This is a genomic window from Pseudomonas sp. S2_H10 (assembly GCF_054668285.1).
Map to the genome: position 1 here is coordinate 623,382 of NZ_CP162754.1, position 25,298 is coordinate 648,679.

Annotated in this window: 25 protein-coding genes and 1 pseudogene; 20 read left to right on the top strand and 6 right to left on the bottom strand. The window is 62.3% G+C overall.

Annotation, left to right across the window (positions count from 1 at the left end):
- The first annotated feature begins 208 nt into the window (after positions 1–208).
- Entirely contained in the window at positions 209–1,216 is a 1,008-nt protein-coding gene (locus AB4O16_RS02725; RefSeq protein WP_460156928.1) for a FecR family protein, read from the top strand.
- A gap of 57 nt (positions 1,217–1,273) precedes the next feature.
- Here AB4O16_RS02725 and pvdQ read toward each other — a convergent pair whose 3' ends face one another.
- Entirely contained in the window at positions 1,274–3,610 is a 2,337-nt protein-coding gene (pvdQ, locus tag AB4O16_RS02730) for a bifunctional acylase PvdQ (protein ID WP_460156929.1), read from the bottom strand.
- 656 nt (positions 3,611–4,266) lie between these two features.
- Between pvdQ and AB4O16_RS02735 the strand changes: the two genes are divergently transcribed.
- Positions 4,267–4,644 (top strand): fe2+ zn2+ uptake regulation protein, encoded by a 378-nt coding sequence (locus AB4O16_RS02735; RefSeq protein WP_160385461.1) that lies wholly within the window; start codon positions 4,267–4,269, stop codon positions 4,642–4,644.
- Here the strand turns inward: AB4O16_RS02735 and AB4O16_RS02740 are convergent, their stop codons facing one another.
- Positions 4,645–4,833, bottom strand: coding sequence for a hypothetical protein (locus AB4O16_RS02740; RefSeq protein ID WP_160385460.1), 189 nt, complete (start codon positions 4,831–4,833; stop codon positions 4,645–4,647). It lies immediately after the preceding gene.
- A gap of 156 nt (positions 4,834–4,989) precedes the next feature.
- Between AB4O16_RS02740 and AB4O16_RS02745 the strand changes: the two genes are divergently transcribed.
- A complete protein-coding gene (locus AB4O16_RS02745; RefSeq protein ID WP_178120491.1) occupies positions 4,990–5,127 on the top strand; it encodes a hypothetical protein in 138 nt (45 codons plus the stop codon).
- 7 nt (positions 5,128–5,134) lie between these two features.
- On the opposite strand, the gene AB4O16_RS02750 is transcribed toward AB4O16_RS02745, so the two are convergent.
- Complete coding sequence (locus tag AB4O16_RS02750) at positions 5,135–6,061, bottom strand: LysR family transcriptional regulator (RefSeq protein WP_460156930.1); 927 nt, start codon at positions 6,059–6,061, stop codon at positions 5,135–5,137.
- 117 nt (positions 6,062–6,178) lie between these two features.
- Between AB4O16_RS02750 and AB4O16_RS02755 the strand changes: the two genes are divergently transcribed.
- Positions 6,179–7,174, top strand: coding sequence for an aldo/keto reductase (locus AB4O16_RS02755; protein WP_460156931.1), 996 nt, complete (start codon positions 6,179–6,181; stop codon positions 7,172–7,174).
- Positions 7,175–7,221: 47 nt separating this feature from the next.
- Here the strand turns inward: AB4O16_RS02755 and AB4O16_RS02760 are convergent.
- Positions 7,222–7,431 (bottom strand): annotated as a pseudogene (locus tag AB4O16_RS02760) (hypothetical protein); the annotation flags it as partial.
- A gap of 289 nt (positions 7,432–7,720) precedes the next feature.
- Here AB4O16_RS02760 and AB4O16_RS02765 point away from each other — a divergent pair.
- From AB4O16_RS02765 to AB4O16_RS02800, 8 genes are all read left to right on the top strand, one after another.
- Positions 7,721–8,167, top strand: a complete 447-nt coding sequence (locus AB4O16_RS02765; protein WP_160385457.1) for a DUF411 domain-containing protein — start codon at positions 7,721–7,723, stop codon at positions 8,165–8,167.
- A complete protein-coding gene (locus AB4O16_RS02770) occupies positions 8,167–8,601 on the top strand; it encodes a YqaA family protein (RefSeq protein ID WP_460156932.1) in 435 nt (144 codons plus the stop codon). The genes AB4O16_RS02765 and AB4O16_RS02770 overlap by 1 nt, the downstream gene beginning before the upstream one ends.
- An 85-nt stretch (positions 8,602–8,686) precedes the next feature.
- Complete coding sequence (locus AB4O16_RS02775; protein WP_160385455.1) at positions 8,687–9,712, top strand: alpha/beta fold hydrolase; 1,026 nt, start codon at positions 8,687–8,689, stop codon at positions 9,710–9,712.
- Between the two features lie 13 nt (positions 9,713–9,725).
- Positions 9,726–10,679, top strand: coding sequence for a D-2-hydroxyacid dehydrogenase family protein (locus tag AB4O16_RS02780; protein WP_460156933.1), 954 nt, complete (start codon positions 9,726–9,728; stop codon positions 10,677–10,679).
- A gap of 206 nt (positions 10,680–10,885) precedes the next feature.
- A complete protein-coding gene (locus AB4O16_RS02785) occupies positions 10,886–11,428 on the top strand; it encodes a tetratricopeptide repeat protein (protein ID WP_460156934.1) in 543 nt (180 codons plus the stop codon).
- A 66-nt stretch (positions 11,429–11,494) separates the two neighbouring features.
- Entirely contained in the window at positions 11,495–11,977 is a 483-nt protein-coding gene (locus tag AB4O16_RS02790) for an RNA polymerase sigma factor (protein WP_256678156.1), read from the top strand.
- Positions 11,977–12,738, top strand: a complete 762-nt coding sequence (locus AB4O16_RS02795; RefSeq protein ID WP_460156935.1) for an anti-sigma factor family protein — start codon at positions 11,977–11,979, stop codon at positions 12,736–12,738. Before AB4O16_RS02790 ends, AB4O16_RS02795 begins: the two co-directional genes overlap by 1 nt.
- Before the next feature lie 50 nt (positions 12,739–12,788).
- Positions 12,789–13,139, top strand: coding sequence for a hypothetical protein (locus AB4O16_RS02800; RefSeq protein ID WP_160385451.1), 351 nt, complete (start codon positions 12,789–12,791; stop codon positions 13,137–13,139).
- A 32-nt stretch (positions 13,140–13,171) separates the two neighbouring features.
- Here AB4O16_RS02800 and AB4O16_RS02805 read toward each other — a convergent pair whose 3' ends face one another.
- Together AB4O16_RS02805 and AB4O16_RS02810 are read right to left on the bottom strand one after the other, a co-directional pair.
- Positions 13,172–14,473 (bottom strand): ATP-binding protein, encoded by a 1,302-nt coding sequence (locus AB4O16_RS02805; RefSeq protein ID WP_460156936.1) that lies wholly within the window; start codon positions 14,471–14,473, stop codon positions 13,172–13,174.
- A gap of 4 nt (positions 14,474–14,477) precedes the next feature.
- Complete coding sequence (locus tag AB4O16_RS02810; RefSeq protein WP_160385449.1) at positions 14,478–15,179, bottom strand: response regulator; 702 nt, start codon at positions 15,177–15,179, stop codon at positions 14,478–14,480.
- A gap of 293 nt (positions 15,180–15,472) precedes the next feature.
- Here AB4O16_RS02810 and AB4O16_RS02815 point away from each other — a divergent pair, with 293 nt between their 5' ends.
- The 8 genes from AB4O16_RS02815 (at position 15,473) to AB4O16_RS02850 (ending at position 25,255) form a co-directional block, all read left to right on the top strand.
- The gene (locus tag AB4O16_RS02815; RefSeq protein ID WP_160385448.1) at positions 15,473–16,630 is read left to right on the top strand and encodes an efflux RND transporter periplasmic adaptor subunit; all 1,158 of its coding nucleotides are present in this window, start codon (positions 15,473–15,475) and stop codon (positions 16,628–16,630) included.
- 14 nt (positions 16,631–16,644) lie between these two features.
- Entirely contained in the window at positions 16,645–19,743 is a 3,099-nt protein-coding gene (locus tag AB4O16_RS02820; RefSeq protein ID WP_460156937.1) for a multidrug efflux RND transporter permease subunit, read from the top strand.
- Between the two features lie 181 nt (positions 19,744–19,924).
- Positions 19,925–20,566, top strand: a complete 642-nt coding sequence (locus AB4O16_RS02825; protein WP_160385446.1) for a DUF1345 domain-containing protein — start codon at positions 19,925–19,927, stop codon at positions 20,564–20,566.
- A 77-nt stretch (positions 20,567–20,643) separates the two neighbouring features.
- Complete coding sequence (locus AB4O16_RS02830) at positions 20,644–21,483, top strand: AraC family transcriptional regulator (protein ID WP_160385445.1); 840 nt, start codon at positions 20,644–20,646, stop codon at positions 21,481–21,483.
- Between the two features lie 53 nt (positions 21,484–21,536).
- On the top strand, positions 21,537–22,220 hold the full coding sequence (locus tag AB4O16_RS02835; protein WP_460156938.1) for a LysE family translocator: 684 nt from the start codon (positions 21,537–21,539) through the stop codon (positions 22,218–22,220).
- A 65-nt stretch (positions 22,221–22,285) separates the two neighbouring features.
- Positions 22,286–23,311: a LacI family DNA-binding transcriptional regulator gene (locus AB4O16_RS02840; protein WP_460156939.1), complete on the top strand. Its 1,026-nt coding sequence runs from the start codon at positions 22,286–22,288 to the stop codon at positions 23,309–23,311.
- Between the two features lie 182 nt (positions 23,312–23,493).
- Positions 23,494–24,276, top strand: coding sequence for a sugar phosphate isomerase/epimerase family protein (locus AB4O16_RS02845; protein ID WP_160385442.1), 783 nt, complete (start codon positions 23,494–23,496; stop codon positions 24,274–24,276).
- Positions 24,269–25,255: a sugar kinase gene (locus AB4O16_RS02850; RefSeq protein ID WP_460156940.1), complete on the top strand. Its 987-nt coding sequence runs from the start codon at positions 24,269–24,271 to the stop codon at positions 25,253–25,255. The genes AB4O16_RS02845 and AB4O16_RS02850 overlap by 8 nt, the downstream gene beginning before the upstream one ends.
- Positions 25,256–25,298: the final 43 nt, after the last annotated feature.

The window sequence follows — 25,298 nt, forward strand, 5'->3', positions numbered from 1 at the left end:
CATCACAACGCGCAGATCCCCGGACCTGCGCGTTGGGATGATTATTTTGATCTTTTTTTCACGCCTGCCTATGGATAATGCCAGCCGACAACAGGCTATCCCGTGGCAAGGCGTTGAAAAAAAGTTACACATTGATGGTTAAATGCCATGACTGATGTTCTCGCAGACTGCCCCCCAAGGTTAGAATGCACGAAATCAGGATGAGCCAATGACCGAACACACGCTCTCGGAAGCCGAATACGACGTCATCACCGATGCCGCTGCGCATTGGTGCATGCGTCTGCACGCCAATGACTGCACCGAGCAAGAGCGTCAGGCGTTCGAGCAATGGCGCAATGCGCATCCACTCCATGCCTTCGAGTACGAAGCGATGCTGGAGATCTGGGATGTCGCCGGCGACCTGCCCCGCCCCGACCCCGTCGTACCGCTGGTTCGCCCCCAACCCCAAACCCATGCCCCGTGGCGCCGCCTGGCGATTGCCGCGGCGATCTGTGCCATGGCGCTGCCGTTGGCCGGTTATGGCGGCTGGCACCTGGGCTGGGTACCGAACGCGTACCAGCATTTCGAAGCGACCGACAATGTCCGCACGGTCACCCTGAAAGATGGCAGCCAGGTGGAACTCAACCTGGGCAGTGAACTGACCTACAGCAACTACAAGGATCAGCGGCAAGTCACGCTGAAAAAAGGCGAAGCCTACTTCAGCGTCAGCCATGACACCCGTCACCCGTTTGTGGTCAAGGCCGCCGAAGGCCGGATTCGCGTGACCGGGACCCAATTCAACGTGTGGATGTACGAAGACCAGGTCAAGGTCAACCTGATCGAGGGCTCGGTGCTGGTCAGCAGCAACACCGACCTGCCCGGCGACGGCTTGCGTCTTGACCCGGCGATGCAGGCCAGTTATCGCCAGGGCGACTTCATTCCCCGCATCAGCCAGACCTATGAAGATGACAGTTCGCTGGCCTGGCGCCAGGGCAAGCTGGTGCTCGACGATCTGGCGCTGAGCGATGCCCTGCCATTGATCAATCGCTACCTGGACAAACCGCTGGTGGTCGCGGACAACAGCACCGGCTCGATCCATATCGGCGGCATCTACAACATCAAGGAGATCAACAGCCTGGTGAAGTCCCTGCCACGCGTGCTGCCGGTCTACCTGACGCGCAATGACAACGGCAATCTGGTGGTCAACGCGATTCCGCAGAAGACCCCGAAAAGCTGAAAAGGCCGCCACCCTTGCGGGGTGCGGCCTTCAGCGTTCATCTGAAACACCACTGTCTTACTGCGCGGCGACCTTGGCCTCCTGCTGTCGGATCGTCTGCACCTGGTACTGCGGATCGGACGTGATCTGTTGCTCGGTGAAGGGCAGCACGCTCCATTGCTTCTGCGAGAAGGCCTGGGTCTGATCCCGGGAAAACTTCGACGCCGGGTCACTCGACAACGAGAACGCCAGCAACCCCTTGGCCTGCGGTCCGTTTTCGTCAAAGGTCACCACTTGCAGGTAACTCGTGCCACTGACCACTTCGCGTTTGCCATCGCTGCGCGGCACGCTCTGGATGGCGTTGTAGACACCGAGCGTACCCGGTCCGCCATGGATCGGCGTTTGTCGCCCGCCGCTGCTGACCACCTGGATATCGCCCCAGCGAGTGTCCGGCTTGAGACCTGACGCCTCGACCTGCCCGGCCGAAGCCAGCATCGCCGCCCGCAGTGCCTTCGCCACGTCCGGGCGGTCGATTGCCAGCCCGCTCGGGGTATGTTGCGGGTCCTGCGGATCGAAGGCGACGCGCCATACGTCCGGCACCGGCTCCAACGCCTCCATGACATTCTGGAAGTGCACAAAACCCAGGCCGCTGTTGAGGTTGGCCTTGCGGTCCCAGGCCTTGAGGCTGGCACACAGTGACCCGAGGCTTTTTGCATCGGCACCCAGATCCGCTGCGCAGAACTGCAGCAGGTCCGGCATCACTTGAGCCGCCTGATACACCTGATCGTCCATGACCATGCGCTGCAAATCCGCGACCGCGACCTTGCCGGCCTCGCTCAACGTGTTCAAACGGTCCAGCGCAAAGCGCGAGCGCAGGCCCAGTGGCTGGCCATCCTGGCTGATCAGCGGTGAATAGCCGGTCAGCGGTTGCGCCGGGTTGGCCATCCATGCCGAATCGTTGGAGTGCTGGACGAAATCCTTGCGCAGCAGTTGCGGCAACTTGTCCGATGCATAAATGCCGGATTGTGGCGCCTGCGGGTCGATGTCCCAGGCGCAGGCGCTGTTGGAACCGTCAAGAATGATCATCTGCAGGCCGATCCGCGGATCGCTGCATTGCGCCAGCTTGTCGGCGCTGACGTTGGGCACCACCGAGAGGTTCATGTACAGCGTCTGCCCCTGATCGTCCGCCGCCAGCGTGTTGACCCACGGAATGCCCTGGATCCTGTGGACCGAAGCCTGGAAGTCCTTGAGGTTTTCGGCGCGGTTCATCGCGTACCACTGCTGCAGGACGCGGTCGTTGTCCAGATTGGCGTCGCGCAGGCTGAAGGCGTACTGATGATCCCAATCGAGCTTTCCGGGCCATTGCACCACCGGACCGAACTTCGAGCTGTAGACCACATGGGAAACTGCCTGGACCTGCCCGTCCGCTTGCCTGACGTTGACGGTCACGGTCTGCTTGTCCATCGGCAGGGACTCGCCATCGAGCAGGTAACGGGTCGAGTCCTTGGGATCGAGTTGCAGGCGATACAGCGTGAAGTGCCTGGACGAATCCACGGTATGGGTCCAGGCCAGGTGTTGATTGAAACCGATGTTGATCAGTGGCAGGCCGGGCAACGCCGCGCCCATCACGTCCAGCTTGCCGGGAATGGTCAGGTGCATCTGATAAAAACGCATGCCGCCCACCCACGGGAAGTGCGGGTTGGCCAGCAACATGCCGCGGCCGTTAAAGGAACGCTCGCTGCCGATGGCGACCGCGTTACTGCCGCGATCCAGGGCAAAGCGCTGCATGCGCGTGGCGGCCACCTGGAACGCTGCCGGGGCGTTCGACGCCTGGGTCTCGGCCTTGGGCGGCGTGGCACCGGCCAGGGCTTCGGCGAACTGGCCGACACCGCCTTCGACCAGCAGGCGCCGGGTCAGCTTGACCAGGTCCATCGCCGTGATGTCTCGCACCCACTCACCCTGGCACTGCTGCGGCAGACCCTGGGCACGTCGTTCGCTCAAGGAGCGGTTGAACCCCGCCACATAACCCTCGATCAGCTCACGCACTTGCGGGGTCTGGGCCTGCCAGAAACCGGCGACGGCTTGCGGGGTGTTGAGCCAGGTGAAGAACAGATCGCTGACCAGGTTCTCCCGCTCTTCGACAGTGAACTGGTCCGGCCCGAAATACCGTGAACGTTCGCCGTTGACGGTGGTGATCTCGTTGGCCAGCAGGCACAGGTTGTCCTGGGCGTAGGCATAGCCGATGCCGTAGCCCAGCCCGCGCTCGTTGTCGGCGCGGATGTGCGGTACGCCGAAACTGGTTCGGCGGATGTCGGCGGATGTCTGCGCAGGCGCAGTGCTGGCGCTCGCCGCAAGGCTCAACCCCAGAGTCAAACCCGCCAGGCTCAACCTGGTTAACTGGCTGGAAATAATCACGCTCGCTCCTGATCGAAAAAACCATGGCCACCGTTGCGCGTACCCACGCGCGCGGTGCCTCCCTGTAGGGACGAAGCTCACAGCAAAAATTTAGCGGCTTTCACCGGTTGTAGGAGCCGGCTTGCTGGCGATGGTCGTCAACGATAACGCGTGTAACCAGGATAAACGCGGCGCACCCGAGTCCATCGCCAGCAAGCCGGCTCCTACAGGTATTGCCCGGTCCCTTGTGGGAGCGAGCCTGCTCGCGATGGACGTCAACGATAACGCGTGTAACCAGGATAAACGCGGCGCACCCGAGTCCATCGCCAGCAAGCCGGCTCCTACAAGCATGGCGTCATCGGTGATTCCCGGGATTGACGCGGTTCCTTGTAGGAGCCGGCTTGCTGGCGATGGTCGTTAACGAAAACGCGCATGAACCAGATAAACGCGGCGCACGTGAGTCCATCGCCGGCAAGCCGGCGCCTACAGTTTTCCGGGATTGCGTGAAGAACCACAATTTAGCGTTTAGCGCACGTTGAAGTGCGAACTGACAGGCTCATCACATGACGGCGACAAAATTTCTACATTCGAGCCTTCATGATTTGGTCTGCTCATACGTCTAGTCTTGTAAGAGCGCCCAACTTTTTCCTGATCAGGCTCTGAAAAGGAGTTTTGCAATGTACAACTCGCAACTGCCAACGGACGGTAGCAACGCGCCAAAGGGTACTTCCATGGGAGTCGGCGTATTCGAGCCGCGTAGCGATCGCCACGGCAACGAGCGGATCAGAATCCTGCTCAAGAGCTATGGCCTGCGCACCAGTCTGATTCGCCTGAAAGTCATCGATGCCTTGCTGACGGCCGCCGAAAGCGACCGCAGCCTCGGGGTGCGCGGCGTGCACAGCCAATTGCTGGACCTGGATATTCCCCTGTCCTTTCTCAGCGTGCGTGAAGTGCTCAAGCGCTTGTGCAGCGAAGGCGTGATTGTCCTCAACCCGGACAAAAGCTACAGCCTGCATCCCCAGGCTGCAGCGATACTGCGTGACCTGAGCAACTGATCAGGGCTTGACCTTGCGGCGCATCACGCCATTGACGACGACCACGATCACCGCCACGCCAATGGCGATGTACTGGAACAGTTTTTCGCTGATGACGCCCGTGTTCTGCAACCAGGAAAGGCCAAACATGATCCCCAGTACGATCAGGGAGATCAGAATCGAGTATTTCAAACGTTGCGACTGAGTCATTGCGGGTTCCTGAATCTGAAAATGTGTCCGGTTTGTATCGACATGCATGCCAAGCGCTTACCCTGTTTCGGGGATAAGGGGCTACAAGCGGGGTCTCATGTTACAGCCGATGAAGAGTTTTAGCTTCATTGCGGCGATAACCATGAGGAGTTTCAAATGTTGCGTCGAATCACACTGCTGATTCCCCTGCTGGCCATCCTGACCCTGAGCGGTTGCATTGTTTTCCCGCACGGTGGCTGGCATCACGATCACTACTACGACCATGGCGGACCGGGTTACAACCCACACCGTTAACGGCTGTTCAACGTCCTCGATCCTTGCGGTAAAAGTCATTGCCAGGCTGGGCACACAGCTCCACCAGCCAATCGACAAACACACGCACCCGCCGGGATAACTGGCGGTGCGGCGGATAAAGCGCCGTCATCGGCATGCCCGGTGGCGGCACTTGGGGCAGCACTTCATACAAACGCCCCTCCTCCAGTTGCCGCGCCACGTGATAGTACGGCGTCTGCACCAGTCCATACCCGGCCTCGCACGCCGCCAGATAACCATCGGCACTGTTGACCGCCACCTGCTTGGGCAAATCGAGCGCCTGCACCTGGCCATCCACGACAAACTCCAGCCCGAAACGCTTGCCGCTGATGCCGGAGAAGTACTCGACCATCCGGTGCCCGCGCAAGTCATCCAGGGTACTCGGCGTGCCGTGGCGTTGCAGATAACCGGGGCTGGCACAGGTCACCTGATCCATCATCACCAGTGGCCGTGCCACCAGTGAATCGTCCAGCGGCGAGCCGCCGCGCAACACACAGTCGACGCCTTCGCGAATCAGGTCCACCGGACGGTCATTCAAGCCGATTTCCAGTTCGATCAACGGATAGCGTGCGGTAAATTGTGGCAGTGCCGGAATCACCACCAGTCGCCCCACGCCCGCCGGCATGTCCACGCGCAACAGCCCTTTGGGATTGTGGCGTGCGGCACTGAAGACCGCTTCGGTCTCTTCCAGGTCCGCCAGCAAACGCACGCAACGGGGGTAATAAGCCGCGCCGTCGAGCGTCAGGCTGATCTGCCGCGTGGTGCGTTGCAGCAGTTGCACCCCCAGATGCGCCTCCAATTGCTTGATCAGGGTCGTGACCGAGGCCCGGGGCAATTGCAGGCTGTCGGCGGCCCCGGCAAAGCCGCCGAGTTCGACGATACGGGTAAAGACGCGCATGGCGTTGAAACGGTCCATTGCTGGTTCCACCGATGGATTGTTTGGATTTTACGAATAGTGATAGCGGTTTTAGCCGGTTTATCTAGTTTCTGTCGAGGCGAACAATGGCCATTCACTTCACAGGGAGCTGATTTCATGCACACACGTCAATTGGGAAAAAACGGTCCGCTGGTGTCGGCCATCGGCCTGGGCTGCATGGGCATGACCGACTTCTACACCACCGGCACCGATACCCGCGAAGCCACGGCCACCCTGCATCGCGCGCTGGAACTGGGGGTCAATTTTCTCGATACCGCCGACATGTACGGCCCGCACACCAATGAAGAACTGATCGGCAAGGCCATTGCCGGCAAGCGCGACCAGGTGTTCCTGGCCAGCAAGTTCGGCATCGTCCGCGACCCGGAAAACCCCGGCGCCAGGGGCGTCAACGGGCGACCGGAATACATTCGCCAGTCCATCGACGGCAGCTTGAAACGCCTCGGCGTGGACACCCTCGACCTGTACTACCAGCACCGCATCGACCCGCAGGTGGCCATCGAAGAAACCGTCGGTGCCATGGCCGAACTGGTCAGTGCCGGCAAGGTGCGTTACCTGGGACTGAGCGAGGCCTCGGTGGCGACCCTGGAACGCGCGCACAAGGTTCACCCGATCAGTGCGCTGCAAAGTGAGTATTCGTTGTGGAGCCGTGATCAGGAAGAAAACGGTTGCCTGGCGGCCTGCCAGCGTCTGGGCGTCGCCTTTGTGCCTTACAGCCCGTTGGGCCGGGGCTTTCTGACCGGTGCGTTGAAAAGTCCGGATGACTTCGCGGCAGACGACTATCGCCGTTTCAGCCCGCGCTTCCAGGGCGAAAATTTCGCGAAAAACCTGCTGCTGGTGCAGCACGTCCAGGCGCTCGCGGCAGAGAAAGGCGTGACCGCCGGGCAACTGGCGCTGGCGTGGGTACTGGCTCAGGGTGATTACCTGATTCCGATTCCGGGCACCAAGCAACGCCAATACCTGGAGGAAAACGTGGCCGCTCTGCAGGTGAAGCTGGACACTGAGGAACTGCAGGCGCTGGAGACGATCTTTGCGCCACATGCCACCGCTGGCCTGCGTTATCCGGAAGAAGTCATGAAACTGCTCGACCGCTGAGGATCACCGGCCCGCCGGGCGAACCGGGCGGGCCGGGCAACACCGCGTCAGGCCTTGGCCGAGAGACTGCTGCCTGGCCTCGCCATGGGGCCGTTGCTCTTGCCGTAGGTTTCCAGGTTTTACAGGACGTAGATCGCTTTCTTGAACTCGGGAATCAAGTAATTGGCGTACTTGTTTCCCTTAAGATTGTTGCTCTGGATATTGTCCAGTTGCGACGCGAAGTATTCCAGCGCATTGAACTTCGCGTCAGGGTCCTTGATGCCAAGATACATACTGTAAGCTTACTGTTTATTGGGGGCTTGGCGCTTCAAAGAATTGCCTTTCTGACTTTTCGCACATAGCGACTAGTTGGCTTGTACCAACACCGCTACTTACGCTCGGCGTTTCAACCTGACGATTTTGTAATGTGTCTCTCATCTGCCTGACAGCATTCATCCCGCATCATCGAAAGGCGAATCTTTGTAGTACTTGGAAACACTCCTTGAATGCCTGACCGGATAAAATGGTCAGAATGCATTTTTTTGCCCGTTAGCCGAGACGAACCCCATGCGAAACCCTCTGCGCCTGATCGCCCTGAGCGCCCTGCTTCTGTCCTCCCTTGCCCAGGCCGCCGACCTGATCCCGATTGAAGTCCACCGCGACGCCAATTGTGGTTGCTGCAAAAAATGGATCACCCACCTTGAAGCCAACGGCTTCAAGGTCGAGGACCACGTCGAAGCCAACATGAGCGAGTTCAAGCAACAGCACGGCGTGCCGCCGCGCCTGGCGTCGTGCCACACCGCGTTGATCAACGGCAAGTTCGTTGAAGGCCATGTGCCGGCCGACCAGGTCCTGGCCCTGAGCAAGCGCGACGATCTGCTGGGCGTCGCCGCCCCCGGCATGCCCATGGGCTCGCCCGGCATGGAAATGGACGGCATGAGCGATGCCTATCAGGTCATCGGCCTGAAAAAGGACGGCACCGACGTGGTGGTTGCGGACTACCCCGCCCATTGATGTCCGGCGCGTACTTCGGGCTGTTTTTCGCGGCATTCGGGGCCGCCACGCTGTTGCCGCTGCAATCCGAAGCCGTGCTGGTCGCCCTGTTGCTCAGCGACCGCTACTGGCTGTGGGCATTGCTGGCAGTGGCAACCCTGGGCAACGTCCTGGGCTCGCTGCTTAACTGGTGGCTGGGGCGCGGGATCGAACGGTTCCGCGACCGGCGCTGGTTTCCGGTGAGCCCCCGGCACCTGGAAAAAGCCCGGTTGCATTACCAGCGCTACGGCCATTGGTCCTTGCTGCTCAGTTGGCTGCCGGTAATCGGCGATCCCCTGACGCTGGTCGCCGGGGTCATGCGCGAGCCGCTAGGGCGCTTCCTGCTGATCGTCACCCTGGCCAAAGGTGCCCGCTACGGCGTGCTGGCCATGGCGACTTTGGGCTGGATGGGTTGAACCATACAGGGCGATGATTGCCTGTGTTTAATACCGCCCTAATCGAACCGACCCAGCATGGGCGGATTTTCCATGGAGCCGTCCCATGTCGCGTCCCTTTTCCCGCTGGTTACCCGCTCTGCTGCTGAGCGCTGTACTGCCTGCCATCGCCCTCGCCGAAGGACCGCAATACGGCCCCGAACTCCAGGGCTTCGATTATCCGTACACGCTCAAGCACTTCGCCTTTGAATCCCAGGGCCAATCCCTGCAAATGGGTTACATGGACGTCGCTGCCCACGGCAAGGCCAATGGCCGCAGCGTGGTGCTGATGCACGGCAAGAACTTCTGCGGCGCCACCTGGGACACCTCGATCAAAGCCCTGAGCGATGCCGGCTACCGGGTCATCGCCCCGGACCAGATCGGCTTCTGCACCTCCAGCAAACCGGCGCACTATCAGTACAGCTTCCAGCAACTGGCGACGAACACCCAGCAATTGCTCAAGGCGCTGGGCATCCAGAAAGCCACCCTGCTGGGGCATTCCACCGGCGGCATGCTCGCTACGCGCTATGCCTTGCAATTCCCCGAACAGGTCGAGCAACTGGCACTGGTCAACCCCATCGGCCTGGAAGACTGGAAAGCCCTCGGCGTGCCCTATCGCACGGTCGATCAATGGTACGAGCGCGAACTCAAGCTCAGCGCCGAGGGTATCCGCAACTACGAACGCAGCACCTATTACGGCGGTCGCTGGAAACCGGAATTCGATCGCTGGGTCGACATGCTCGCCGGCTTGAACAAGGGCCCGGGACATACGCAAGTCGCCTGGAACTCGGCGCTGATCTACGACATGATCTTCACCCAGCCGGTGTACTACGAATTCAAGGACCTGAAAGTGCCGACCCTGCTGTTGATCGGTACGTCCGATACCACCGCCATCGGCAGTGACATCGCCCCTCCCGGGGTCAAGGCGAAGATCGGGCACTACGACGTCCTCGGCAAACAAGTGGCCAAGCTGATTCCCCAGTCCACGCTGGTCGAATTCCCCGGCTTGGGCCACGCGCCGCAGATGGAAGAACCGGCACGATTCCACCAGGCGCTGCTCGCCTGGCTGAACAAGACCAACCCCGTGCGTTGAAGAGGAAAAGCTGATGCCTGTGCAGATTGCAGTGCTTGATGATTGGCAGGACGTGGCGCGGGATGTGGTGGACTGGTCGGCGCTGGACAGCGTCGGCCAGGTGAGTTTTCTCCATGACTACCCCGCCGACAACGCGACACTGGCCGAGCGCCTGGCCGGTTTTGAAGTGATCTGCGTGATGCGCGAGCGCACCCGTTTCGATGAAGACCTGTTGCGTCGCCTGCCCAGGCTCAAGCTACTGGTGACCGGCGGCATGCGCAACGCTGCCCTCGACCTGAAAGCCGCCGCCGCACTGGGCATTCAGGTCAGCGGCAGCGACAGCTACAAACACGCCGCGCCGGAACTGACCTGGGCGCTGATCATGGCCGCCACCCGCAATCTGGTATCCGAAGCCAATGCCTTGCGTGCCGGCCAGTGGCAACAAGGCCTGGGTGGCGACCTGCACGGCAAGACGCTGGCGATCCTCGGCCTTGGCAGCATCGGCCAGCGCGTCGCGCAGTTCGGTCAGGTGTTCGGCATGCGTGTCATCGCCTGGAGTGAAAACCTCACCGCCGAGCGTGCGGCGCAAGCCGGCGTGACCCATGTCAGCAAGCAGGAACTGTTCGAGCAGGCCGACGTGTTGTCGGTGCACCTGGTGCTCAGTGAGCGCAGTCGCGGCATGGTGGATGCCCAGGCACTGGGCTGGATGAAACCCACGGCCCTGCTGGTCAACACCGCTCGCGGGCCGATTGTCGATGAAGCGGCGTTGATCAAGGCGCTGCAGAAACAACGGCTGGCCGGTGCCGCCCTGGACGTCTTCGAGCATGAGCCGCTGCCCGCCCACCATCCGTTCCGGACCCTGGACAACGTGCTGGCCACGCCCCATGTCGGGTACGTGAGCCAACAGAACTACCAGCTGTTTTTCTCGCAAATGATCGAGGACATCCAGGCCTGGTCGGCAGGGGCTCCGATTCGTTTGCTGGGTTGATACCGCGTCATCGTTCATCGCGAGCAAGCTCGCTCCCACCGGGATCTTCAGCGCACACAGCGCTGCGCTATGTGCTTTCCTTGAAAACACCGCCAGAACGCAACGAATAATTGTTCATGCTGAGGTGTTCTCATCACATCAACCTTGCGCTGCATCCGACGGGGCGCGACCTGATCTGAAACGCATCAACCTGTGGAGCAATGCCCATGAATATTCGTTTTTCAGCTCTGATGACCCCGCTTTTGCTGACCGTTGCGTTGTCCGGCTCCCTGGCCCTGGCCAACGGCGGTGGCGGCGACGACGAGGCGCCCGCCAAGCCCAATTGCCCCAAAGGCCAGGTGCTCGATACCCGATCGCAGCGCTGCGTCAAGCAGACCAGCAACCTGGTGCCCGACGAAGACCGCACGAACTACGCCTATCGACTGGCCAAGGACGGGCGTTATGAAGAAGCCCTGGCCCTGCTCGACACGCTGAAACAGCCAAATACCGCAAAAGCGCTGAACTATCGCGGCTACGCCACGCGTAAACTGGGGCGTACCGACGAAGGCATCGGTTATTACCTGCAATCGGTGAAGCTCGACCCGCAGTACGCGCAAGTCCGCGAGTACCTTGGCGAGGCCTATGTGATCAAAGGCCGGCTGGACCTTGCACAGGAGCAACTGCAGCAGATCAAGGCCATCTGCGGCAACACCCGGTGCGAGGAGTACCAGGACCTGGCCGAAGCCATCGACGGTTCATCGAAAACCTGACAACCCGAGCGGACGGAGGTCGCCATCGCCAGCGATCAGGCAATACGAACGGAACTGAACCAGCATCTGGCGCGTTTATGGCGCTACGGCCTGCTGTTGTCCCGACAACGGCATATCGCCGATGACCTGGTGCAGGCGACCTGTGTGCGGGCGCTGGAGCGGGCCGCACAGTATGTGCCGGGGACGCGCATGGACCGCTGGCTGCTGAGCATTCTGCATTCGATCTGGCTCAACGAAGTCCGCGCCCAGCGGGTGCGTCAGGGTCAGGGCCAGGTGGATGCCGATCAGGCCTTGTCGTTCGATGGGGAGTCCGTGGCGCAGACCCACGTATTGGCGGCACAGGTCATCCGCCGTGTCGATGCATTGCCCGAGGCCCAGCGCGAAACGGTGTTTCTCGCCTACGTCGAAGGCTTGTCCTATCGCGAAGTCGCCGACGTGCTGCAAGTGCCCATCGGCACGGTCATGAGCCGCCTGGCCGCGGCGCGGGCGAAACTGGCCGAGTATCCACCGTTGCACACGGTGCCCACCCCCAACCGAGGAGAACACTGATGAACGCGATACCCTCGGACGAACAACTGGTGGCTTACCTCGACAACCAACTCGACGCCGAGCAGCGTTCGCGCATCGACGCGGCCCTCATCGCCGACCCGATGCTCAGCCTGCGCCTGCAATGGCTGGATCGCAGCAGCCTGCCCTTCAAGGAGGCCTACGATGAACTGGCCCGGCAGGCGCCGGTGGACCGCCTGCAAGGCATGCTCGCCACGCTGCCCTCCCCCGTGCGCCCGGGGCTCAGCCGGCGCTGGTTTCTTGCCGCCGCAGCCGGGCTGGTAGCCGGCGGCGTGCTGGCGGACCGCCTGTTTCTCGGCTGGCAAGCGAGTCAACAGACCCACAACTGGCGTGGCCTGGTGGCCGACTACATGGCGCTCTACGTGCCGGAAACCCTCGATCATCTGCCCGCTGACGAGACCACCCAGCGGGCCCAGCTGCGGACCATCGATGCCCGCCTGGGCCTCGAGCTCGCGCCGGCCAAACTGAGCCTGCCGCGTGCCGAGTTCAAGCGTGCGCAAATTCTCGAGTACGACGGTGCACCCATCGCCCAGATCACCTACCTCGATCCGGCGCACGGCCCCATGGCGCTGTGTGTCACCCGCTCCAATAACGGCATCCGGCATTTGGCCCGGGAGCAGCGGCGCGAGCTGAACATCGTGTACTGGGCTGACACGGAACACGCCTGGATGCTCATCGGGCATCAGCCGATGACGGACCTGGAGGAGATGGCCAAGCTGTTGCGCAGCCGCTTGAGCACTTGAGGCACCGACAATGGCTTGCGGGGTCGTAAAAAGACCGCGCCAGACCTCAGGTGGCCTTGCCGTCGACGCCCGACTTCTCAAGGTCGTGTGCCTTCAACAGCTCTCCGCCAGCCCCCTTCGTCAGGGTAAATTTCACCGCATCGCCAACCAGAAAACAGGCGCTCCCCCCTGCGGTGATGTTGGGTCCGATCCTGATCGCCAACCTGCTGCGGCCGCCATCGGGCAAGACCATCGCGAACTTTGTCGACACGCTCTCGACCCTGACGTCCCTGATTGCACTGATTGTGCCTTGCCCGCAGGCTCTTGTTATTGGCGCGCTCATTCTTCTCCTCCCGCCCTGCCACCTTCTCGTGATGTCGCAGATCAATGAAACGCGCAAGCGCAGCGCCTTGCTACTGTAAAATCTGACAGAAGCGGCTGCCGTTTGTCGTATTCAACGCGGCGTCGGCAACCACAAGCGAAACCGCGCCCCACCCAGTGGCGAGGCTTCTACCGTCAGGGTGCCGCCCTGGGCCTCCAGTGCGCGGCGGCTGATCGCCAGTCCCAGGCCGAAGCCGCCGGTGGCACGGTCGCGACTGCGGTCGAGGCGGTAGAAAGGTTCGAAAATCCGCTCACGCTCGTCGTCCGGAATACCGATGCCGTCATCGTCGACCCAGATCTCACAGCCGTCGGCGGATACCTGCACACCGATCTGAATGCGTTTCTCGCAATAGCGCATGGCGTTGCGCAGCAGGTTCTGCAAGGCGCGCGCGGTCAGGCGCGGGTCCAGGCTGAAGCGTTCGAGCTGGCCGTGCAGCAGCACGTCGATGACGATTTCCGGGGACTCCAGCTCTTCGTCGACGCTGCCAAGAATGCTGTCGATGAACTCATCCAGCGACACCTCGACCTGCTCCGGCAGTTGCGCCGGGTTTTGCAGGCGACTGTAGGACAGCAGCTCCAGCACCAGCTCATCGAGTTCGCGAATGTGCGCCACCAGGCTTTGCAGGCGTTCGCGACTGGCTGTCGGCAAGTCTTCGGAGAGCGCCAGCGCCAGGCCGAAATCCAGGCGCGTCAGCGGCGTGCGCAACTCGTGGGACACCGCATTGAGCAAGTCGCGCTGCTGGTTGAGCAGGTTCTCGATGTCGCCGGCCATGGTGTCGAACACACCGGCGAGGCTGCCGATGTTGGAACTCGGGGAGATTTGCGTGCGCTCGCCCAGGTGGCCCTTGCCGAAACGTTCGGCAGCGCCCTTGAGGCGTTCCAGGTCGCGCCAGTGCGGGCGCAGCCACAGCAACAGGCAGGCGAGCATGGTCGCGCCGATCAGTACGTTGATGCTCCAGTACAACAGGTTGACGTCCAGCGGGTCCGGCGGCACCACCATTTGCACCACGGTGTGCTCATTCAGCGGCGCGACCGCCAACGTGCGCCAGCCCCAGTCGCCCACGCGCACGACGTTCTCGCCGCGACGCAAGCGCTGCTGTTCATCAGGGGTCAGGCTGCTGTCGTCATTGCTGCTGAGCACGATGTGCAGAGGAGAGAAGTCCTTGTCCATTGCAGCGGCCAGGGCCGGCCACTGTTCGGCCGGGACCCCGTGGAACTGTTTGACGATCAGGGTTTGCAACCCTCGCGAATAATCGAGGTTGTAGGTGACAAAGCGCTCGTGGAACACCTTGACCACCAGGTCCGGCACCAGGTAGATCGCGGCGCTGAACGAGACGATGGTCACCAGGTACAGGCGAAAGAGGATCCTGAACATCGGCTCAGCATTCCCACTCGGAACGGCTGAACAGATAGCCCTTGCCCCACACGGTCTTGATCTTGCGCGCCTCGCCGGCGTGGTCGTCGAACTTGCGCCGCAGCTTGGAGATCGCCACGTCCACCGAACGGTCGGTGCCGTTGAATTCGATGCCGCGCAGGCGCTGCAGGATCTGGTCGCGACTCAACACCTCACCGGCATGCCGGGCCAGCACCACCAGCAGGTTGTACTCGCCGCTGGACAGGTCGACCAACTGCTCGCGCCAGGTCACGGTGCGCTCCGACAGGTCGATGCACAGGTTGCCCATCAGAATGCGGTCATTGGCGGTCTGCGGCTCGCCGAGGCTGCTGCGTCGCAACAGGGTCCGCACCCGTGCCAGCAGCACCCGTGGCTCGCAGGGTTTGGTGACGTAGTCGTCGGCGCCCATTTCCAGGCCCAGCACCTGATCGTGGCTGTCGTCGCGGGCGGTGAGCATGAGGATCGGCAAGGTCGCCGAGTCGGCGCGCAGCAGGCGACAGACTTGCAAGCCGTCGAGGCCTGGCAGCATCAGGTCGAGGATCACCAGGTCCGGCGGACTGACTCGCGCACGTTCGCGCACATGATCGCCACGACCGATCACGCTGACGGAATAACCGTTGCGCTCCAGGTAGCTGGCAATCAGTTCGGCGAGGGCGGTGTCGTCTTCGACCAGGAGGATGTTGGGCATGGGGTGTTTCCAGAAAGTGCTTTGGCGTCTGTTCCGGCCTCTTCGCGGGCAAGCCCGCTCCCACAGGGATTTGCGGTGAACACAAATGATATGAACACCACCGACCACTGTGGGAGCGGGCTTGCCCGCGAAAGCGATCTCTCAGGCGCAATAGAAATCAAGGACTGAAGGATATACGCCCTCACCCGTCTCTGAGTAAAACCCTTACACAATTTCACACAGCACCAACAAAGCTTCACCGCTACCCTCGCCTGCGCCCGGTAGCATGCCGGGAGTCTTTAATGGGGTATTACATGTCGAAGAATCTGCTTGCCAGGCTCAGTCTGATTGCTCTGGCGTTGACACTGGCCGCGTGTGACAAGGCCTCGAACGCCGAGGAACAGGCGCCGCTGGCCACGGTTCGCATCGAGACCATCGAAGCGCAGCCACTGACCATCAGCAGCGAACTGAGCGGGCGGATTGCCGCACCGCGCATGGCCGAAGTGCGTGCCCGCGTGGCCGGCGTGGTCTTGCAGCGGACCTTCCGCGAAGGCAGTGACGTCAAACAAGGGGATGTGTTGTTCCGCATCGATCCGGCGCCGTTCAAGGCCGACCTGGACAGCGCCGAAGCAGCGTTGCGCAAGGCCGAGGCCAACGCGTTCCAGGCCCGGTTGCAGGAGCAGCGCTACGCCCAGTTGATCGACGACAAGGCCATCAGCGGCCAGGACTACGACAACGCCCGGGCCAACGCACGGCAGACTGCCGCCGACGTCGCCGCCAATAAAGCCGCCGTGGAGCGGGCAAAGCTGAACCTCGGCTACGCCACCGTCACCGCGCCGATCTCCGGGCGCATCGGCCGGGCGCTGGTCACCGAAGGGGCATTGGTGGGGCAGAACGAAACCACGCCGCTGGCACTGATCCAGCAACTGAACCCGATTCACGCCGACCTGACCCAGTCCACCCGCGAACTCAACGAGCTGCGCCGGGCCTTCCGTTCCGGCCAGTTGCAGCAGGTCGGCCAGGACCAGGCCAAGGCCACGCTGATTCAGGATGACGGCAGCCTCTACCCGCTGCCGGGCAAAATGCTGTTCAGCGACATCACCGTCGACCCCGGCACCGGCCAGATCATCCTGCGCAGCGAATTCCCCAATCCCGACCTCGACCTGCTGCCCGGCAGTTTCGTGCGCGTGCGCCTGGAACAGGCGGTCAACCAGCAGGGCATCAGCGTGCCGCAACGGGCCATCCAGCGCGACAGCGCCGGTATCGCCCAGGTGCTGCTGCTCGACTCCGAGCAGCGTGTCGGCCAGCAGCCGGTCGAACTCGGCGCCGTGCAGAATGATCGCTGGATCGTCACCGGTGGCCTGAAAGCAGGCGACCGCATTGTCATCGAGGGCCTGCAGCACGCCCGCCCCGGCGAGAAAGTGCAGATCGACGACACCCCTCTTCCACTCGCCCAGATGACTGGTCAGTAAGCAGGACGCTTTTTATGCCGCAGTTCTTTATCGACCGCCCGGTGTTCGCCTGGGTGGTCGCCCTGTTCATCCTGCTGGCCGGTGCCCTGGCCATTCCGCAACTGCCGGTGGCCCAATACCCCGATGTGGCGCCGCCGCAAATCGAAATCTACGCCGTGTACCCGGGCGCTTCGGCGCAAACCGTGGACGAAAGCGTGGTCAGCCTGATCGAGGAAGAGCTCAACGGCGCCGATCACCTGTTGTATTTCGAATCCCAGAGCAGCCTCGGCAGCGCGACCATCAAGGCTACCTTCCAGCCGGGGACCAACCCGGAACTGGCGCAGGTGGACGTGCAGAACCGCCTCAAGGCCGTGGAGTCGCGCCTGCCACAGGCGGTGATCCAGCAAGGTTTGCAGGTGGATAAAGTCTCCTCCGGTTTCCTGCTGTTGATCACCCTGACGTCCAGTGACGGCAAGCTCGACGACGTGGCGCTCAGCGATTACCTGGCGCGCAACGTGATGAACGAGATCAAGCGTCTGGACGGCGTCGGCAAGGCGCAGCTGTACGGCGCCGAGCGGGCGATGCGGATCTGGATCGACCCGCAGAAACTGCTCGCCTTCAACCTGACGCCAGCGGACGTCAATGCCGCGATCGTCGCGCAGAACGCCCAGGTGTCGGCGGGCAGCATCGGCGATCTGCCGACTCGCACCACCCAGGAAATCACCGCGACCATTCTGGTCAAGGGGCAGTTGTCGACGCCTGAAGAGTTTGCCGACATCGTCCTCAAGGCCAACCCGGACGGCTCGACCGTGCGCATCAGCGATGTGGCACGGGTCGAGATCGGCAGCCAGGAATACCAGTTTTCCACGCGCCTGAACGGCAAGCCGTCCACCGCCGTCGCCGTGCAGCTGTCGCCCGGCGCCAACGCCCTGAACACCGCGACCCTGGTGCGGGCGAAGATGGACGAACTCAAGCGTTATTTCCCGGCGAACGTCGAGTACTCGATTCCGTACGACACCTCGCCCTTCGTCAAGGTCTCGATCACCAAGGTGGTCTACACCCTCGGCGAGGCGATGCTGCTGGTGTTCGCGGTGATGTTCCTGTTCCTGCAGAACATCCGCTACACGCTGATCCCGACGCTGGTGGTGCCGGTGGCGTTGATGGGCACCTTTGCGACGATGCTGGCGCTGGGTTTTTCGATCAACGTGCTGACCATGTTCGGCATGGTGCTGGCCATCGGCATCCTGGTGGACGACGCCATCGTGGTGGTGGAGAACGTCGAGCGCATCATGGCCACCGAGGGCCTGTCGCCCGAGGAAGCCACGCGCAAGGCCATGCAGCAGATCACCGGGGCCATCATCGGCATCACCCTGGTACTGGTCGCGGTGTTCATTCCGATGGCGTTCATGCAGGGCTCGGTCGGGGTGATCTACCAGCAGTTCTCGCTGTCGATGGCCACCTCGATCCTGTTCTCGGCCTTCCTCGCCCTGACCTTGACCCCGGCCCTGTGCGCGACATTGCTCAAGCCGATCGCCAAAGGCGAGCACCACGAAAAGACCGGGTTCTTCGGCTGGTTCAACCGCGGCTTCGAGCGACTGACCGAGCGCTATCAGGGCTGGGTGGCCTACGCGCTGAAACGCACCGGGCGCTACCTGCTGATCTACGGCGTATTGCTGTTCGGTCTGGGCCTGGCCTTCAGTCGCCTGCCCTCTTCGTTTTTGCCGGTGGAAGACCAGGGTTACACCATCACCGACATCCAGTTGCCACCGGGTGCCAGCAAGAACCGCACGGTGCAGGTGGCCGAGCAGGTCGAAGCGCACAACGCCGGCGAACCGGGCATCCGCGACAGCGTGGTGATCCTCGGCTTCAGTTTCTCCGGCAGCGGGCAGAATGCGGCGCTGGCGTTCAGCACGCTCAAGGACTGGTCGGAGCGCGGTAGCGACGATTCGGCCGCGTCGATTGCCGACCGGGCCAACGTCGCCCTCAGCCAGATCAAGGACGCGGTGACCTTTGCCGTGTTGCCGCCACCCGTGGATGGCCTGGGTACGTCCAGCGGCTTCGAGTTCCGTCTGCAGGACCGTGGTGGTCTCGGCCATGAGAAGTTGATGGAAGCCCGCACCGAGCTGCTCGCCGCGGCGGAAAAAAGCCCGGTCCTGATGAACGTGCGCGAAAGCGCCCTGGCCGAGGCGCCACAGGTGCAGCTGGTGGTCGACCGCAAGCAGGCCAACGCGCTGGGGGTGTCCTTTGCCGACGTCGGCAACGTGCTGTCCACCGCCGTGGGCTCGGCCTACATCAACGACTTCCCCAATCAGGGTCGGATGCAACGCGTCGTGGTCCAGGCCGAGGGCGATCAGCGCAGCCAGGTCGAAGACCTGCTGAAGATCCACGTGCGCAACACCCACGGAAAAATGGTGCCCTTGTCGGCCTTCGTGCAGGCCAAGTGGACCCAGGGCCCGGCGCAGTTGACCCGCTATAACGGCTACCCGGCGATCAGCATTTCCGGCGAACCGACACCGGGCCACAGCACCGGTGAGGCCATGGCCGAAATCGAGCGGTTGGTGGCGCAAGGCCCGGCAGGCCTGGGCCAGGAATGGACCGGGTTGTCCCTGCAGGAACGTTTGTCCGGCAGCCAGGCACCGATCCTGCTGGGGCTGTCACTGTTGATCGTGTTCCTGTGCCTGGCGGCGTTGTATGAGAGCTGGTCGATCCCGACCTCGGTGCTGCTGGTGGTGCCGCTGGGCGTGCTCGGCGCGGTGCTGGCCGTGACCTTGCGCGGTATGCCCAACGACGTGTTCTTCAAGGTCGGGCTGATCACCATCATCGGCCTGTCGGCGAAGAACGCGATCCTGATCATCGAGTTCGCCAAGAGCCTGTACGACGAAGGCCACGACCTGGTCGACGCCACCCTGCAAGCGGCACGCCTGCGGTTGCGGCCGATCGTCATGACCTCGCTGGCGTTCATCCTTGGCGTAGTGCCGCTGGCGATCGCCACCGGCGCCAGTTCGGCAAGCCAGCAGGCCATCGGCACCGGGGTGATCGGCGGGATGATCACGGCGACGCTGGCCGTGGTATTCGTGCCGGTGTTTTTTGTGGTGGTGATGAAGCTGGTGCGCAAGCGCCACAAAACCACCTGACCCAACACCAATCCCTGTGGGAGCGAGCCTGCTCGCGATGACGGTGTGTCAGTCAATGACTAAGTTGACTGTCAGTCCGCAATCGCGAGCAGGCTCGCTCCCACAAGGGGATCTCGGTGACTTCAAGATTGTGGTTACCTGGGCTAAGGTGTTGGCATAGCCCAAAGCCCATCGAGCCTCCATGATCTTCCTCGCCCGCACCCACCCTCGCCTGTCCGCCGCCATCCTGTTGGGCATCGCGGTGGGCTTTCTGGCGCCTGCCGATTCGCCGGTCAGCAAGATCCTCATCGGCTGGAATACCGGTGTCTGGATCTACCTGATCCTGATGTCCTGGCTCGTTGTGCGTTCGAAAGCGACCGACGTGAAACGCATTGCCGAGATCGAAGACGAAAACGCCGGGCTGGTGCTGTTGGTGGTATGCATTGCGGCACTGGCCAGCCTGGCGACCATCACCTTCGAACTGGCGGGCAGCAAAGACCTGGAAACCACCCGCAAGCTCCTGCATTACGGCTTCACCGCGCTGACGGTGATCGGTTCGTGGCTGCTGATCGGGGTGATTTTCAGCGTGCACTACGCGCGCCTGTTTTACACCTGGGAAGGCAAAGAGCCGGCGCTGCGTTTTGCTGAAGGCCTGACGACGCCCAATTACTGGGACTTCCTGTACTTCTCGTTCACCGTCGGCGTGGCGGTGCAGACCTCGGATGTCGGCGTGGCCACCCGTGACTTGCGCAAGATCGTGCTGGCGCAGTCGTTGATCGGTTTTCTGTTCAACACAGCCATTCTCGGGTTCTCGATCAACATCGCCGCCGGGCTGTTCAACTGAAAGCTGCACAAACGTTCTAGTCAGCGAGCTCGGCGCGGGCGTTAAATGGGTCGGTCTATTCGCCGTGCAGGTGCAGCATGACTTCTCACAACTGGATCGACCTGGCCCAGGATGCCGACACCGGCATCGAGACCCTGCGCGCGCATTTCGAAGGTCACGCCTATGACCCGCACTGGCATGACAGTTATCTGGTGGGCGTCACCGAGCAAGGCGTGCAGCAATTCAATTGCCGGAGGGCCCGGCACCAGAGCACCCCGGGCAAGGTGTTTTTGCTCGAGCCCGGTGATATCCATGACGGCGAAGCGCCGACCGCCGACGGTTTTACCTACCGCATGCTGTACCTCGACCCGCAGTGGTTGCAGCGCGAACTCGGCGCCGTGTTCGAGCATGCCCCCGACAACAGCCAACTGAGCTTCGCCGCCACCCTGGCCAGCGACGCGCGCCTGGCCCGGGCCACCAGCCTGGCGTTTGAAACCCTGCATGGCGGTGAGCTGAAGATCGTCCGCCAGACCGCCCTCGACGGTTTGCTCGAACGCCTGACCAGCCATTTGCACTGGCGCGCCCGCGATGGCCAGGACCCGCGTCTGCCGCAAGTGGCGCACAAGGCCCGGGAATACCTGCATGCCAACGCCCAATACGACATCGGCCTCGATCAACTGGCCGCCGTCACCGGCGTCGACCGCTTTCGCCTGACCCGCGCGTTCAAGGCAGCCTTCGGCATGGCGCCCCACGCGTATCTGGTGCAACTGCGCCTGGCCACCGCCCGGCGCCTGCTGGCGCGTGGCGAACAACCGGCGGCGGTGGCGATGCAACTGGGTTTTGCCGACCAGAGCCATCTGGGCCGCTGGTTCATGCGCGCCTACGGCCTGACGCCGGCGCTGTACCGCAAACGCTGCTCAAATCTTCCAGACAGATAAGCCTGCGGATTGTGAAGATCGGCTTCACTGATCTTCACTGGAGTTACCCCGCGATGCTGCCCTCGTTCCCGACCTTGCTGCCTTTTTTGCTGTTCGCCTTTGTGGCCTCGATCACCCCCGGCCCGACCAACATTCTGGTGCTGAGCAACAGTGCCCGACACGGCCTTGGCGCCGCCATGCCGATCATCTTCGGTGCCTGTGCCAGCGCCGCGACCCTTGTACTGCTGGTGGGTACCGGCGTGGGTTCGTCACTGACGGCATGGCCTGCATTGCAAAGCATCATGCAATGGGCCGGCGTAGCCTGGCTGAGCTATCTGGCCTGGCAGATCTACAGCGCTCCGGCGACGGCCATTGCCGCCAGCCATGGCCAGGCGCGTCTCGGATGGCGGGGAGCGGCCAGCCTGCAACTGATCAACCCGAAAACCTGGATGATGGCGCTGGCGGTGGTCAGCGTGTTCGCCGGGACTGGCGATCATCGCGCCGTGCACGTGATGTATTTGTCGCTGGTGTTTTTCCTGGTTTCCCTGCCATGCCTCGCGGTCTGGGCGATGCTCGGTGCCGGGTCGAGCCGCTGGTTGCACTCACCCGCTGCCATGCAACGCTTCAATCGCTGCATGGGCTTGTTGTTGCTGGGTTCGGCGTGGTTGAGCGTGCTGGCCTGTGCGCCACCTGTCGGTGATTGTTCGACAAAAAACCATTCGGGGCTTGACGGCGAAATGGCTTTTGGTGTCTTCTGAAACCGGTTTCAGTGCTGTCTCACGCAGCACTCGACCTTATAAATCCAATAAGAAGGTTTCAGACCGTGAACGATTTCTCCGCCGCCCAGCGCAGCCGCGTGACCATGCTCGACGTGGCCGAACACGCCAAGGTCTCCAAGGCCAGCGTTTCGCGGTTCATTGGCGATGATCGCGCCCTGCTCTCCGATGCCATCGCCCAGCGCATCGAACAGGCAATCGCCGAACTCGGCTACCGCCCGAACCAGATGGCCCGCGGCCTGAAACGCGGGCGCACCCGCCTGATCGGCATGCTGGTGGCCGACATCCGCAACCCTTATTCAATTGCCGTGATGCACGGGGTGGAAACCGCCTGTCGTCAGCACGGTTACAGTCTGGTGGTGTGCAACACCGACCGCGACGACGAACAGGAACGCCAGCACCTGGCACTGCTGCGCTCGTACAACATCGAAGGCCTGATCGTGAACACCCTCGGTCATCACCGTGATGAGTTGCACGAACTGCACCGGGAAATGCCCCTGGTGCTGGTGGATCGCAAGGTCGAGCACCTCGAAAGCGATATGGTCGGGTTGAACAACCCGCAGGCCGTCGAGATGGCCCTCGCCCATCTTGAAGAACGCGGTTATCGCGATGTGTTGCTGGTGACTGAACCGTTTGACGGCACCAGCTCGCGGATCGAGCGGGTCAACAGCTTCAAGGCGCAAATCGAACAGCGCCCGGCGCTTCGTGGCACATCGATCGAAACCGGCAGCGAACTGACCGCCCGACTGAAAACTTTCCTCGAAACGCCCGGGCCCGGTCCGAAAGCGCTGTTCTGCGCCAACGGGATCGCGGCGTTGGCCAGCACCCATGCGTTGCGTGAACTCAACATCAACCTGTTCGACGACCTGGGCTTGATCGCCCTCGATGACCTGGATTGGTACCCGTTGGTGGGCAGCGGCATCACCGCCCTCGCGCAGCCAACCACCGAGATCGGCGCCGGTGCGTTTGAGTGTCTGCTCAAGCGGCTGCGCGGGGATGACGGGGCGATGCGGACGCTGGATTTTTCGGCGCGGTTGATTGTTCGTGGGTCGACCCTTGGAGTTTCTCGGTGAATGTTCCGGCCTCATCGCGAGCAAGCTCGCTCCCACAGGGGATTGGTGCCATACACAAGGTGAGTGTTCAACACCGACCATTGTGGGAGCGGGCTTGCCCGCGATGGGGCCCGAAAGAACAACACACCCTTCCTGATATTTTTTTGAACAAAAATGAAACCGGTTTCAGAGGTATAAAAACAATGAACAAACCCGCCGTTTCCATCAGCCTTTCCAGCTACGGCGCCGACCTGGTGCGCCAGCGCGGCCAGGGCAGTTTCATCAGCATTCTCGCCGCCGCCGGCGCCACGCGCATTGAGTGGCGCGAAGAACTGCTGACCATCGAGGACCCCGCTCAACTGGCCGATGCCACTCAGGCAGAAGGCCTGCAAAGCGTGTATTCGTCGCCCATGGAGCTCTGGCTGGCCGGGCAATCCAGGCCCAATCCCGAACTGATCACGGCCCTGCAACGCGCCCAGGCGTTCGGCGCCAAATGGCTGAAGGTGTCGCTGGGTTATTTCACCGACAACTGCGATCTGCAAAGCCTCGCCCGAATGCTGGGCGACAGCGCCGTGCAGTTGCTGGTGGAAAACGACCAGACCCTGCACGGTGGCCGCATTGAACCCTTCCAGCGTTTTTTCGCTGAGGTCGAGCAGCACCAGTTGCCGATCAGGATGACCTTCGATATCGGCAACTGGCATTGGCAGGACCAGTCCGCCGCCAGCGCAGCGCGGTTGCTCGGGCGGCATGTCGGTTACGTGCATTGCAAAGCGGTCACGCGCCGCGCCGACGGCAAACTGGTGGCCATCCCTCCCGCCGTCAGTGACCTGCAACAGTGGGAACACCTGCTGCGGCACATGGCCCAAGGTGTCATGCGGGCGGCGGAATATCCGCTGCAGGGCGATGACCTGGTGCAACTGACCACCGAACACGTCGCCGCCCTCGCCCACCTCGGCCAAGCGCAGCTGGAGAGTGCTCATGTCTGAGATCGATATTCTGTCCTTCGGCGAGACCATGGCGATGTTCGTCGCCGAGCAGGCCGGTGACCTGGCCGGCGTCGGCGCCTTCCACAAACGCATTGCCGGGGCAGACAGCAACGTCGCCATCGGCCTTTCCCGACTGGGCTTCAACGTGGCTTGGCTGAGCCGTGTCGGTGCCGATTCGCTGGGCCGGTTCGTGGTCGACACCCTGGAAAAAGAAGGCCTGGATTGCCGCCACGTCGACATCGACAGCGCCCACCCGACCGGTTTTCAACTCAAGTCCCGCACTGATGATGGCAGTGATCCCGCCGTCGAGTACTTCCGCCGTGGTTCGGCGGCCAGTCACCTGTCGCCGCACTCGATCGTGCCCGAACTGCTCAAGGCCCGACACCTGCACGCCACCGGCATTCCCCCGGCGTTGTCGGAGTCGACGCGGCAGATGTCGTTCGAATTGATGAGCCGCATGCGCGATGCCGGGCGCAGCGTGTCCTTCGACCCGAACCTGCGTCCGAGCCTGTGGGCCAGCGAACGACAAATGATCACCGAGATCAACCGCCTCGCCGCCCTCGCCCATTGGGTGCTGCCGGGGTTGAGCGAAGGTCGCTTGTTGAGCGGGTTCGAAGACCCGGCAGACATCGCTGCCTTCTATCTTGACCAGGGCGCCGAAGCCGTGGCGATCAAGCTTGGCCCGCACGGGGCTTACTACCGCACACAGCTTGATCAAGGTTTCGTGCCTGGCGTACCGGTGCAAACGGTGGTCGATACGGTCGGCGCCGGCGATGGTTTTGCCGTCGGCATGATCAGCGCGCTGTTGGAAAACCAAAGCGTTGCCGAGGCCGTGAAACGCGCCAACTGGATCGGCAGCCGGGCGGTGCAGAGCCGGGGGGATATGGAGGGGTTGCCCACCCGATCTGAAATGGTCGGCGAATTTGCGGCCGCCATCGCGGGCAAGCCCGCTCCCACAGGGGATTTGTGTCGAACGTAAATCCAATGTGGGAGCGAGCCTGCTCGCGAAGAGGCCAGCACAG